Origin of the sequence: Gordonia aichiensis, assembly GCF_039946255.1 — a bacterium.
GTDB classification, from domain to species: Bacteria; Actinomycetota; Actinomycetes; order Mycobacteriales; family Mycobacteriaceae; genus Gordonia; species Gordonia aichiensis_A.
In genome coordinates this window covers 1-12,434 of record NZ_JBCDWL010000010.1, presented here as the reverse complement: position 1 = coordinate 12,434, position 12,434 = coordinate 1, and the positions used below count along the sequence as shown (strand labels likewise).

General features: G+C 66.9%; 13 protein-coding genes. 3 read left to right on the top strand and 10 right to left on the bottom strand.

What is annotated here, in order from left to right; translation table 11 throughout:
- Window positions 1-47 precede the first annotated feature (47 nt).
- The 9 genes from fabG to AAFO60_RS12840 all read right to left on the bottom strand — a co-directional run bounded on the left by fabG (window position 48) and on the right by AAFO60_RS12840 (window position 7,234).
- Window positions 48-818, bottom strand: coding sequence for a 3-oxoacyl-ACP reductase FabG (gene fabG, locus AAFO60_RS12880; RefSeq protein ID WP_347956609.1), 771 nt, complete (start codon window positions 816-818; stop codon window positions 48-50).
- Window positions 819-834: 16 nt separating this feature from the next.
- Window positions 835-1,854 carry a phosphotransferase enzyme family protein gene (locus AAFO60_RS12875; RefSeq protein ID WP_347956608.1) on the bottom strand — a complete coding sequence of 340 codons (1,020 nt, stop codon included), beginning with the start codon at window positions 1,852-1,854 and terminating at the stop codon, window positions 835-837.
- A gap of 3 nt (window positions 1,855-1,857) precedes the next feature.
- Window positions 1,858-2,505: a microcompartment protein gene (locus tag AAFO60_RS12870; RefSeq protein WP_347956607.1), complete on the bottom strand. Its 648-nt coding sequence runs from the start codon at window positions 2,503-2,505 to the stop codon at window positions 1,858-1,860.
- A gap of 80 nt (window positions 2,506-2,585) precedes the next feature.
- On the bottom strand, window positions 2,586-2,867 hold the full coding sequence (locus AAFO60_RS12865; protein ID WP_347956606.1) for a BMC domain-containing protein: 282 nt from the start codon (window positions 2,865-2,867) through the stop codon (window positions 2,586-2,588).
- Between the two features lie 115 nt (window positions 2,868-2,982).
- A complete protein-coding gene (locus AAFO60_RS12860) occupies window positions 2,983-3,222 on the bottom strand; it encodes a EutN/CcmL family microcompartment protein (RefSeq protein WP_347956605.1) in 240 nt (79 codons plus the stop codon).
- Window positions 3,222-3,743, bottom strand: coding sequence for a hypothetical protein (locus AAFO60_RS12855; protein WP_347956604.1), 522 nt, complete (start codon window positions 3,741-3,743; stop codon window positions 3,222-3,224). Before AAFO60_RS12855 ends, AAFO60_RS12860 begins: the two co-directional genes overlap by 1 nt.
- Window positions 3,743-4,342, bottom strand: coding sequence for a BMC domain-containing protein (locus AAFO60_RS12850; protein ID WP_347956603.1), 600 nt, complete (start codon window positions 4,340-4,342; stop codon window positions 3,743-3,745). The genes AAFO60_RS12855 and AAFO60_RS12850 overlap by 1 nt, the downstream gene beginning before the upstream one ends.
- A 1-nt stretch (window position 4,343) precedes the next feature.
- A complete protein-coding gene (locus AAFO60_RS12845) occupies window positions 4,344-5,951 on the bottom strand; it encodes an aldehyde dehydrogenase family protein (RefSeq protein WP_347956602.1) in 1,608 nt (535 codons plus the stop codon).
- Window positions 5,951-7,234 carry an aspartate aminotransferase family protein gene (locus tag AAFO60_RS12840; protein ID WP_347956601.1) on the bottom strand — a complete coding sequence of 428 codons (1,284 nt, stop codon included), beginning with the start codon at window positions 7,232-7,234 and terminating at the stop codon, window positions 5,951-5,953. Before AAFO60_RS12840 ends, AAFO60_RS12845 begins: the two co-directional genes overlap by 1 nt.
- A gap of 216 nt (window positions 7,235-7,450) precedes the next feature.
- On the opposite strand from AAFO60_RS12840, the gene AAFO60_RS12835 reads away from it, so the two are divergent.
- The 3 genes from AAFO60_RS12835 to AAFO60_RS12825 all read left to right on the top strand — a co-directional run bounded on the left by AAFO60_RS12835 (window position 7,451) and on the right by AAFO60_RS12825 (window position 11,083).
- A complete protein-coding gene (locus AAFO60_RS12835) occupies window positions 7,451-9,073 on the top strand; it encodes an APC family permease (protein WP_432211712.1) in 1,623 nt (540 codons plus the stop codon).
- Between the two features lie 130 nt (window positions 9,074-9,203).
- On the top strand, window positions 9,204-10,109 hold the full coding sequence (locus tag AAFO60_RS12830; RefSeq protein WP_347956600.1) for an ABC transporter substrate-binding protein: 906 nt from the start codon (window positions 9,204-9,206) through the stop codon (window positions 10,107-10,109).
- An 8-nt stretch (window positions 10,110-10,117) separates the two neighbouring features.
- Window positions 10,118-11,083: an alpha/beta hydrolase family protein gene (locus AAFO60_RS12825; protein ID WP_347956599.1), complete on the top strand. Its 966-nt coding sequence runs from the start codon at window positions 10,118-10,120 to the stop codon at window positions 11,081-11,083.
- A gap of 342 nt (window positions 11,084-11,425) precedes the next feature.
- Here the strand turns inward: AAFO60_RS12825 and AAFO60_RS12820 are convergent, their stop codons facing one another.
- Complete coding sequence (locus AAFO60_RS12820; protein WP_347956598.1) at window positions 11,426-12,019, bottom strand: hypothetical protein; 594 nt, start codon at window positions 12,017-12,019, stop codon at window positions 11,426-11,428.
- Between the last annotated feature and the right edge of the window lie 415 nt (window positions 12,020-12,434).

The following is a 12,434-nucleotide window of genomic DNA, read 5'->3' as shown; positions in this document are numbered from 1 at the left end:
TCCCCCTCCGCCGACTGGTACTCCCGTCAAGGGTATCGCCGTGGCGCTCACATCTGTTCGAGAGCCTCGGGAGACTCCGGCAGCACCTGCCCGCCGTCGACGACGAGGGTCTGTCCGGTGACGTATCCGGTCTCGGGCGCAGCGAAGAACAGCGCCGCATGTCCGATGTCGGCGACGGTGCCGAGCCGACCGGCCGGGACTGCGGCCGCCATGCCCGCCAGGTAGTCGTCACCGAGCCCGTCCAGGCCCTCGGTCGCGATGTTGCCGGGCATCACCGCATTGATCGTGATGTGGCGTTTCGCCAGTTCGAGCGCCGCACTGCGCATGAATCCGAGCTGGGCGGCCTTGCTCGCCCCGTAGTGCGACCAGCCCGGATATCCGGTGAGCGGGCCGGTGATCGACGAGGTGAGGACGATGCGCCCGTGACCGGATGCGGCCAGCGCCTCCGTGCACGCCTGGACGGAGAACACCGTTCCGCTCAGGTTGGTCCGCATCACCAGATCCAGGTCGTCCTGCGTCATCTCCGACAATCGATGCTGCGGGAAGATCCCGGCGTTGCAGCACAGCACATCGATGCCGCCGTGCCGCTTCACCACCTCGGCCGCCATCTCGCGGCACTGGTCGCGGTCGCCGATGTCGGCGACCACGTAGTCGGCCCGCTCGCCCAGTTCACCGGCCGCCTTCGCCAGTTCTGCGGCATTGCGTCCGACGAGAACGACGCGCGCCCCGGCGTCGGCGAACACGGTGGCGATCCCGCGTCCGATCCCTCGGCTTCCGCCGGTCACCACCACGGTGTGGTCTGTCATTGAGGAGAACATCTGCCGGTCCTTGCTGTCAGGCCGCGCTGTCGCGGTCGATCGAGTGGCCGTCGGTGGCCAGATAGCGGTGAGCCAGAGTCATGGTTCCGGCCGTGAAACTCGTCCCGAGCGCCGCGGCTTCGGCCGAGTGCGAATGCGAGCCGATCCACGCGACCAGCATCAGCCGCCGCAGCATCACGAACGTGGCGAGCATCTGTTCGTGCTCGACGCCGAGGTCACGAACTTCGCGGTAGCCCGCCAGCCAGGCCGTACGCCACTCGGGGACGCGCGGATCGTCTTCGATGAACGAGACGGCGGTGCCGAAGTCGTACATGAACCACGAGAGCCCGCAGTCGTCGAAGTCGATGACGGTGATCTTGTCGTCGATGATCAGCAGGTTCGCCAACCGCAGATCGGCGTGGACCAGCCCGTAACGGTCCGGTCCGGCACCGTAGTCGCGCAGCTTGCGGTGGATGAGCTCGCTGGTGCGGCCGAGCACATCGAGTTCTTCGGTGCCGATGCCGACACCGTCGCTCCACCGGCCCCAACGGGGTTCGTCGCCGAGGAAGGCCTCCCAGTTCCATTCGAAACGGGAGAAGGTCGACGGCCGCTGCCACGTCGAGGCGTGCTCGTGCAGTTTCGCGGTGAGCCGACCGAGTAGCTCGAAGTCGGACACACGGAGCAGTTCTCCGTCGGGCTCCACACCGGGTGCCAAGTCGAACAGCACCACGTAGCGGTCCACGTCGCCGTCGTGCACTGTCGTCACCCGGCTGCCGTCGCGGGCCGGGATCACCGCAGGCGTGGCGATTCCGGTGTCCTCCCGCAGCGCGGTGGTCCAGTCAAGTTCACTCTCGACCGACGCCTTGTCGTGGTAACCGATGCGGTGGACCCGCATCACGGCCTTGTGGTCACTGTCGGTGGCCGTGACCAGGAAGGTCGCGTTCTCCGACAGGTTGATGAGCTCGAGTTCGTACGGTTCAGGGAACTCGTACGCCGCCATCGCCGTATGCGCGAGGCCCTCGGTGGCATCGATACCGATGTTCATCGAATCGGTCATGACTCACTGCTCCCGACCCTTGATGGAGGCGAGCACCTCGGTGATTCGGTCCCGGGCGGCCGTGACCTCGTCGGTGGTCCCGCCCAGGTACAGCCTGCCCGCCGCACCGATCATCTGGACGTCGATCACCGACAGTCCCGGCGCCACCCGCTCGGCCTCGTTGGCGGCCACCGCCGCGAACAGAGCCGGCGTCATCTCGTAGACGAGCAGCGACTGGCCGGGAATCAGCATCGATCCCTGCCGGTTGCGGTTGATCAGCACGGCGTGCTGATCGGTCACGTCCTCGATGATGTCGTGATAGAGCACCCGCGGCCGGAGCTGATCACCGGCCGCGGATCCGGTGCCCGCGAGCACCGCCTCACCGGCACGGGTGACCTCGGCGAGATCTCGTCCGTGCAGTTCCAGGACCCCGAACTGTCGTTCGACGAACAGGATGCCCGGCTCCACGCTCGGCACGGCGCGGAGGGCGAGGTCGATCACGCGCTCGATCGCGAGGGCCGGAGCGACCTCGATGATGAGTGCGTGATCGCCGGCGTACGGCGGGTACCCGCGGGCGCGCGTCGGGGTTCCCAGGTATGCGGCGAACTGTTCTTGAAGGTCTTCCACCATCAAGTAGACGCGCAGTTCACTGCTGATCGATGTGTCGGACATCGGCGACTCCTGTCTCATGTCACGGCCGGACGAGGTGAGGGCTCACCGAGACGGCCGGACCTCACCGGGTGGGGCAGAACTCACTTCGCGGACACGTCGAAGTGGTTGCCCAGCTCGGCGTGCGGGCGCGGGATGACGTGGACGCTGACGAGTTCGCCGACCTGCGACGCGGCTTCGGCGCCGGCCTCGGTGGCGGCCTTGACCGCGCCCACCTCGCCGGTGACGATCACCGCGACGAGGCCGTCGCCGACTTCCTGGCGGTCGGTGATGACCACGTTGGCAGCCTTCACCATCGCGTCGGCGGCGGTGAGAGCGGCGACGAATCCCTTGGTCTCGATCATTCCGATTGCGGTGCTCGACATGATGTGTCTCCTTGCTTTCTTCCCCGGTCCGGCGGATCGGGGTGGGTGGTTTCCAGGTGGGTGATTTCTGAGGGGGTGAAGCTGCTCGGGGGCTGCGGCCCTTCGGGGGCTGCAGCTACTCGGGGTCGACCGAGCCGATGATCAGCGCGTCGACGGGTGGCGGGGTTCCGGTGAACCATGCGGCGGCGACCGAGCCCTGGGTGATCAGGACCTCCTCGCCGACTCCGCTGCCCAGGACGTCGAAGGCGACGAGGTCGTCTCCGCCGGCGGTCCGCACCTTCAGGAGTGCGCCCGGCGGCATGCCCTCGATCCGTTTGGTCGACCAGACGGTGCCGGTCACGACTGCCTGCTGCATCAGCGTGTCTCCTTCTCGATCGGGACTCTCAGCGCTCGGGCGCGTTCACGGGCGAGCGGGGTGGCCACGGCACGGCGAGCCAGGACGATCCGTCGTCCCTGCTCGTGCGCGGTCTCCACCTGCCGCTCGGTCAGGGCGCCCGACTCGACCCGCATCACCGGGCCGGCGTCGTCGGCCAGCGTGGAGCGGCCTTCGAGCCGGAAGCTCAGGCGGCCGGCTTTGATGTCCTGGCGCACCTTGGGGTTCTCGAACATGGTCACCAGGCGTCGGACGAACTGGTCGAGGTCGGCGTTGTCGGAGATGCGGACGCTCTCGACCGTCTGCCGGTCCGGGGCGCGGACCACGTACTCCGCTCCGGCCACCCCGGTCGATTCGGGTATCGGCGACGGCGGCTCGGGCGGCGGGGTGTCCGCGACCGCCCCGGACACCGCGTCCCGTACCGAACCGGCAACCATCTCCGCGACCACGTCGCGGACGGTGTCCGCGATCATCGCGCGAAGATCGAGCTGGGGCTGGTTCATCACAGCCTCCGCAGCGCGTCGAGTGCGGCCTCGGCGGCCTGCCGCACGTCGGCTTCCTTGCCCGCGAGGTAGACGCGGCCGGTGGCGCCGATCATGCGGTAGTCGACCACCTTGATGTCCGCGGCCTTCTCCGCCTCGTTGGTGGCGAGGATGGCGTACGACGCCGGCTGCACCTCGAGCACGAACAGCGATTCGCCGGGCACCACCATCGACCCGATCTTGTTCCGGTTGATCAGGAACGCGTGCTGGCGGTCGATGGACGAGATGATCTCGTTGGCCAGCACCTTCGGCCGAACCGCCGAGCCCGGGTCGGCGCCGATGACGTCGAGCACCCCTTCGGCCGCGGCCTTGACCGAACCGGTCTCGCCGTGGAACTCGAGGTAGCCGAACTGGCGTTCCACCACCAGGATTCCCGCGGACACCTCCGCGTATTTGAGGGCCCCGTCGGTGATCTGCTCGATGTCGATGCCGGGCGCCACCTCGATGATCTGCGCGGCCATGCCTGCGCGCGGCAGCGTGCCCTTGATCCACGTGGCGAGATAGCACATCGTCTGCGGCGCCAGCCGGTCGATGAAGATGAACGAACGCAACTCAGTCATGTCAGCCCTTGATCAGTTGGGACAGTTCTTCGGCGACCAGGCGACGGATCTCCTCGCGGACGAGGCCCTGGTCGGCCCCGCCGGCGCCCGCGCTGCCGAGACTCGACAGCGCCGACGATGCGGACAGACGCTTGCTCACCTGCGCGACGGCGTGCGCGGCGACCGCGTCGGGATCGTTGGACGCCACCGGATAGGCGGGCACCGGGTTCGGATGCTCGCGGCTCGGGTCCTGGTTCGCATACGACGGCATCACTTCGGCCGGATCGGAGTTGTACGCGATCCGCGCGATGTCGACCAGGTGCTCCGGTTTGAGGTTCTCGCCGAGCGAGCTGCGTCCGGCGAACCCGGTGCCGATCGTCATCGAGATCGGCAGGTTGGTGTCCAGACCCGAGCTTCCGGTGCTGTTGCCGACGTTCACCGACACGCGCAGCACCGGCACCTTCGCCGTGAAGGTCATGATCGTCTCGGGGTCGGCGCTGTGGATCGAGGCACTGTGGCCGGCGCCGACGCCGCGCACGATGGCCCGGGCGGTCGCGATGCCCTGCGCGCGATCGCGGACGGTGATCAGGCCGAGCACCGGCGAGAGCTTCTCATGGGTCAGGGGCTCGTCGGGGACGGCGACGTGGAACGGGGCCAGCAGCACCTTGGTACGCGGTCCCACCCGTATGCCCGCACCGGTGGCGATCACCGCGGCGTCCTTGCCGACCACGGCGGTGTTGAGTTGCCCGTCGGGGAACATGTAGTCGCGAAGCTGTTCCGTCTCACCGGCATTCAGCAGTGCCGCGCCGATGTTCTTCATCTCGCGGATCAGCCCATCGGACACCGACTCCTCGACGATCAGAACCGATTCGTTGGTGCACAGCACCGAGTTGTCGAAGGCCTTGCTCTCCACGATGCGGCGGGCGGCGGCACGCAGGTCGGCGGAGTGGTCGACGAACACCGGGACGTTGCCCGGGCCGACACCCATCGCCGGGTTGCCGGAGCTGTAGGCGGCGCGGACCACGCCGGAGCCGCCGGTGGCGAGAATCAGGTTGGTCCGCTCATCGGCCATCATCGATTCGATCAGCGGAATCGTCGGCTCGGCGACGACCTGGATCACTCCGTCCGGGGCGCCCGCGGCCACCGCGGCGTCGGCGAGCAGTTCCGCGGCTTCGGCGCAGCAGCGCTTGGCCATCGGATGCGGCGAGACCACCACCGCGTTGCGCGTCATCAGCGCCAGGAGCACCTTGAAGTACACGCTGGCCACCGGGTTGGTCGACGGGGTGATCGCCAGGACCACGCCGGCCGGTCGGGGCACCTCGACGATCTTGGCTTCGGTGTCGATCCGAGGCGTGGCGAAGTCGCTGCCGGAGTAGGCCTCGACCAGACCGCGCGAGCAGGCCTCGTTCTTCTGGACCTTGTGGTCGACGACGCCGAACGTCGTCTCGGCGACGGCCGCCTCGGCGAATCGACGCGCATTGACGAAGGCGACGTCGGCGACGGCGCGGACGATCTTGTCGACGTCGCGCTGCGAATAGTCGGCGAACGCCCGGGCCGCCCATCCGGCACGTTCCAGCAGGTGGCCGGCGGCCGCCGTCTGTGACATCGTCGCGATGCTCTCCAAGCCCATCAGCTCGCCTTCCTCGTGGTGCTGCCCACCGCCGCCTCCGCGCGGGCGATCGCCAGCGCGGTGCGGTCGAGCAGTTCTTCGGTGATGTCGGGGGTCAGCAGGATTCCGGGCTTGTACTGCAGCACTCGGGGATCGAGCGTCGAGAAGATGGCCCACACGCCCAGCTGGTACAGCTCGCGCATGACGAACTTGGCGCCCTCAGGATGGGCGAACTCCAGACCGAAGATCACACCGTTCTGTCGGATGCCAGTAAACCAATTCGGATGATCTGCTTGAATGTCGCGCAGACCCGAACCGATGACGTCGGCGATGTAGTGGACCATCGACCGCACCGCCGGCCGCTGAGAGATCTCCAGGGCCTTGAGCGCCGAGATGCAGGCGAGTTCGGCGCCGCCGAAGGTCGACATGTGCGCGAACCCGTCCTCGCGCAGCCACGAGCCGGAGCGTTCACTCAACAGAGCCGCGGCGATCGGGTACATGCCGCCCGAGATGCCCTTGCCGGTCACCAGGATGTCCGGCTCGATGCCGCGCTTGCTGATGCCCCACATCTCGCCGGTGCGCATCATGCCGGTCTGGACCTCGTCGGCGATGTAGAGGGAGCCGTACTTCTCGCACAGCTTCTTGACCTGTTCGAGGTATCCGGGTTCGGGGAGCGGGAAACCGTACGTCGCCGGAATCGTCTCCATGATCACCGCGGCGGCATTGCGTCCGCGCAGGGCGGCCTCCATCGCGGGCAGGTCGTTGAACGGCACCTGGTGGAACTCGGGCCGGTCAGACAGGAAGAAGTCCGCAAACCGTTCGTCACCTGCAGCAACGGCCAACCCGGTATGCCCGTGGTAGGCCTTGACGATCGAGACGATGTCGCGCCGCTTGGTGGCGTGCCGGGCGCTCTTGAGTGCGATGTCGATCGCCTCGCCGCCGCCGGAGGCGAAGGCCACCTTCGTCAGTCCCGGTGGAGCACTCTTCACGAGCTCTTTCGCCAGGGCCGCCCGCGCCACCGAGGGGAAGTGGTGGTTGCCCATGTCGAAGTGATCCATCGCCACCTTCAACGCTTCGACGATCTCCGGGTTGCGATGACCCAGGTTGTAGGTGCCGCCGTTGAGGTGGGTGTCGATCAGCCGTCGCCCGTCCATGTCCCACAGGAAGTAGCCCTCGCGTCGGTCGATGACCAGATCGACACCGCTGTCGGACCAGAACTGAGTCTTGTCGGGGTTCCAGTACTCCTTCGACGACTCGAGGACGTCCGCCTTCGACTCGAAACTGAACGCTCCGTAATCGTGCATCGATTCACCGTTCTCCTCGCCTGTCCTCACCCCATTCGTATCGCCGGGGAGGTCGTAACTAGAAGCTATACGGTCCAGACCAATTAGCGCAATGGTTTTGGAAAAGTTAAACCAATTCTCCTGAAACCATTGAACCGAAACGGAAAACGGTGTAATCATCGTGGGTGACCTACGACACAGCGGGTCCCGAGGCACACTTCCAGGAGGATCTCCCCCATGTCGCCTGACACTCCCCCCACGACATCGACCGCGTCGGCCGCCGCCGATTCGGCGACAGCCGACTCCGGACCCCAGGTCCAACGATTGAAAGCCAACGCCGTCGGCCTCACCGGAGTCGTGTTCATGGCGGTTGCGACCGCGGCTCCCATCACCGCCATGATCGGCAACGTGCCCATCGCGGTGGGCTTCGGCAACGGCGCCGGGGCCCCGGCCGGCTATCTGGTGGCCACGGTGATCCTCGGCCTGTTCGCCCTCGGATACTCGGCGATGAGCAAGCACATCACCTCCACCGGCGCGTTCTACGGCTTCATCTCACACGGACTCGGCCGCATCGTCGGGATGGCCGCCGGATCGCTCACCACCCTCGCCTACGTCGTCTTCGAGGCCGCACTGGTCGGCATCTTCTCGTTCTTCGCCAACAACTTCTTCAAGAACCACATGGGAATCGACATCTCGTGGGTCTGGTACGCGCTGGCGATGCTGCTGGTGAACACCGTACTGACCTACTTCGACGTCAATCTCACCGCCAAGGTGCTCGGCTTCTTCCTGATCACCGAGATCCTGATCCTCGGTGCCATGACCGTGTCGGTGATCGGCAGCGGCGGCGGCCCCGAGGGCTGGTCGTGGTCGTCGCTGAACCCGCTGAGCGCCTTCGACAGCCTCTCCGGCGTCGTCGCCGATCCGCTCCACGCCGGTTCCACCATCGCCGTCGCCGGATCGGCCGGCATCGGCCTGTTCTTCGCCTTCTGGTCGTGGGTCGGCTTCGAATCGACCGCCATGTACGGCGAAGAGTCCCGGAACCCGAAGAAGATCATCCCGATCGCAACGATGGTCGCAGTGCTCGGAGTCGGCATCTTCTACGTCATCGTCTCGTGGTCGGCGCTGGTCGGCACCGGCCCGAGCCGGGCGATCGCCTACGCCCAGCACCCCGACACCGCGGGCAACATGTTCTTCATCCCGATCGAACAGCACCTCGGCCACTGGTCGCTGATCCTGGTCGAGTTCCTGATGATGACCGGTTCGTACGCGTGCGGCATGGCCTTCCACAACTGCGCCTCGCGCTACATCTACGCCATCGGCCGCGAAGACCTGATCCCCGGCATGTCCAAGACGCTGGGCGCCTCGCACGCCAAGCACGGATCGCCGCACATCGCCGGATTCATCCAGACCGCCATCGCCACCGTGATCGTGCTGTTCTTCTTCTTCAGCGACCGCAACCCGTACACCCAGCTGTACACGCTGATGGCGATCCTCGGGACCACCGCGATCCTGATCGTGCAAGCCCTCGCCGCGTTCTCCTGCGTCTCCTACTTCCACGTGATGAAGATGCATCCCGAGTCGGCCAACTGGTTCCGCACCCTCGTCGCCCCGCTGCTCGGCGGCATCGGGATGCTCGGCGTCGGCTGGCTGTTGATCAAGAACGCCGGATTCGCCGCCGGTGACGCGGCCTCCGACCTCGTCTTCAAGCTCTCGCCCTGGGTCGTCGGGGTGGTCGGCCTGTCCGGTCTGCTCTTCGCCCTCTGGACCAGGAAGTTCGCGCCCGCGAAATACGAGATCATCGGTCGCGTCGTCCTCGACGACAGCAGCGAGCGCGATGAGGACCTCTCCGCCGCCGACTGAATCCGCCTCCCGACATCACGTTGGCGCATCGGCTCGACGTCCACGGACCGACCGTGGTCCCGAGCCGATGCGTCGACGCGGGGCTTACGATGATGCCGGAATCGTCACTCCCGACCGACATGAGGTCTTCATGCGAATCTCCCTGCCGGCGCGACGGATCGTCGTCGCCTGCGCCGCACTGATGATGACGGCAGGCGTGGCCGCGTGTTCGTCGGACGAAGCCGGCACCTCACCGGCGTCGACGTCGAGTTCGGCCGCAGCGCAGACTGTCGACGTAGCCGCGCTGAAGGCTCGGCTCCCCGAGCGCGTCCGCACCTCGGGCACGCTGATCGTGGGCACCAACGCCCCGTTCGCGCCGATGGAGTTCGAGCAGGACGGCGAACTGACCGGGTTCGACATCGATCTGGTCGAGGCGATCGCGCAGACCCTCGAGCTCAACACTGACATTCGGCAGTCACCGTTCCCGCAGCTGCTCCCCGATGTGCAGAGCGGTGCGGTCGACATGGCCGCGCGAGGACTGTTCGACACCCGGAGCCGCGAACAGCTCGTCGACATGGTGACCTACATGCGCGCGGGCACCCAGTGGGCACAGCGCACCGGCAGCGGCGTCGAACCGGAGAACGCGTGCGGCAAGAAGGTCGGGGCCGAGGCCGACACCGTACAGCTGACCGTGGAGCTGCCCGCGAAGAGTCAGGCGTGCAAGGCCGTCGGCGAGGAGCGGATCGACGTCGTCGCCTTCGATTCCGAGCAGGCGGCGATGGACGGGCTGCTCGCCGGCGAGGTGGACGCCATTTCCGCCGACTCCCCCGTCATCCGCTACTCGGCGCGCCGGTCCGGCGGCCGGATCGAGGCCGTCGACAACGCCTTCGACACCCAGCCGTACGCGTTCCCCGTCGCCAAGGGTTCACCGCTCGCGCCGGTGCTGCAGCAGGTGATCCAGCATCTGATCGACACCGGCGAGATGAAGGCCCTCGCCGACCGTTGGGGTCTGCAGGGCCTGATCGCCGCCTCCACCGTCAACGCCGCGATCAACTGAGGACCACGATGCGCTCCGTCTCCCGAACCGTCGTCACCGCCGTCGCCACCGCGGCCGCACTGCTGATCGCCTCGTGCTCGTCCCCCGATCACGACGATTCACCGGCGGCCTCGCCCGCGCACCCGGGGAAGGCGGCCGCCGATTTCGCGAAGGTGCACGCGTCCACCAAGATCGACGCCACACGGTATCTGTACCCGACCACCACCGGCAGTCGCGACGACGATCAGAACTGGGCCGACCTGTTTCTGCCCGAGGGCGAGCACCCGCCGAACTCCGTGCCGCTGGTGGTGCTGATCCACGGCGGGGCCTGGCAATCCGAGATCGGTGCCGACGTGTTCGTCACGTTTGCCCAGCGGCTCGCCGAGCGCGGTCTGGCCGTCTACAACGTGGAGTACCGGCGCGTCGGCGCGGGCGGCGGCTGGCCGACCACCTTCGCCGACGTCGCCGCGGCCCTCGACTACATCCCGAGTGTCGAGAAGGCCGTTCCCGCGCTCGACACCGACGCCGTCGTCGTCGCCGGGCACTCGGCCGGCGGACAGTTGTCGATGTGGGCGGGCACCCGGCACGAACTCGACGGCGACCAAGTGGGCGCGAACCCCAAGTTCCGGCCGACGCACGTGATCTCCCTGGCCGGACCGCTCGACATGCGCACCGCCGTGCAGATGGGCGACCACAACATCGTCAAGGCGCTCGGCGCCACGCCCAAGCAGGCACCTGCGCGGTACGAGGCCGTCGACCCGATCCAGAACATCGACCCCTCCATGCCCACCATCGCGATGAACGGCGACAAGGACCACATCGTCCCCGCCGTCCTGGGCCAGAACTACGTGGCGGCCGCCAAGAAGGCCGGCGCGGAATCGACGTTCGTGATGATCCCCGGCGGCAATCACGTCTCCATCGTCGACGTGAACAATCCGCAGTTCCAGGTGGTTCTCGAGACCATCAGTCGGGCCTCGCACAGCGCGAATCGGTGAGTTGAGGCTCCCGGCCCCGCACCGATGGTCGGCAGGGTGTGCGCGGCGTCGGACTGCGCCCTCGGGCTATTCCTGTTCGCGATCGACGCCACGTCGGCCTCATCCACGCCGACCGCATCGATCCTTGACGGCTCCGGATCCATGGCCACCGCCGACATCATCGCAGCGGGCGGCAGCAAAGCCGCCCAATTGCGGGCGGCCACCGAAGCCTCCAGCAAGGCGACCGATTCCTCGTTCAAGGGGCAACGTCGACGCGTCGGATGCTGTCCCCGACCCGCCTGTCATCACCGATAGCAGTGCTGGCACACCGAGCCTCACCAAAGGCTTCGAGGTCTGCTCGGGTTAGGTCTGTTGACGGCGTTCGTCGGCCGATTCCAGTCGGCGGGTGAGGGCTCCACGCATCTCATGGACTGCTGCTGTGCATGCCGCCTCCCGCCGGGAGAGCTCGTCGTGGTGTCGTGGGCAGCCTTCGATGCCCGGCCCGCAAGCGTCCTCACAGATCACTCGAACCTCGGAGACCTGCTCCGCCAACGTCTGCACCCGATCCATCTCGTCGGCCACCGGGCACGGCACGGCGGGGCGCGGGTGCGCGGTGAGGAAGTCCAGTGCCGCCCGTTTGGCGTGCACGCTCATCGCCCACGCTCGCGCTTCGTGCAGACACGCTTCGGCCAGTCCGTCCTTCCCGCCGCTCGCCTCCACCAACAGCGGGTCCGGGTTCCCGGTGCGAGCCGCCAGCGCATCCGCTGCCCACTGCTCGGCCTGCTCCTCGTCCTCTTCCAGCAGTGCGGTGATGAACACCGGATCGTTGCCCAGAAGGAACGCAACCTGCTCGGCGGTGAGCGCCCCGATCGGCTCATCGAGATACATCAGGGCGACACCGCCGGGGTAGGCGTCGGTGTCTCGGGCCGAGCCGGTGAAGTCAAGTTCTTGATCCATGCGAGGACCGTAGCGTCAGGGTGTGACATTGATGATGGTTAGTAGTTCCGTGGTGGTCGTGACTCTGGGTGTGACTGACGCCCTGCTGGGTTGTCTACCAATTGATCTGTCCGACCGCTACGGAGCGTTCGAATGCTCACGGGCGGACGGTGGCCATGACCTAATCAGGAGCCTGGCCGGTGCCTAACCAATGTCTTGTCTGACCGCCGCCGCCCGGAGCGCCCACTTCACGAAGGGACATCTCCATCATGGCAGTCGACGGTCTCGGTAGGAACATCGCTGGAATCGGGTAGTGCCCCTTAGAGTGGTGTAACCGCGGTGACCAGCTGCTCGGTACGAGAGCGGTCACCGTGTGATCCTTCGAGTCAACCTTCCACAGAATCCTCGAACGGAGTCATCACGATGACCGCACCTC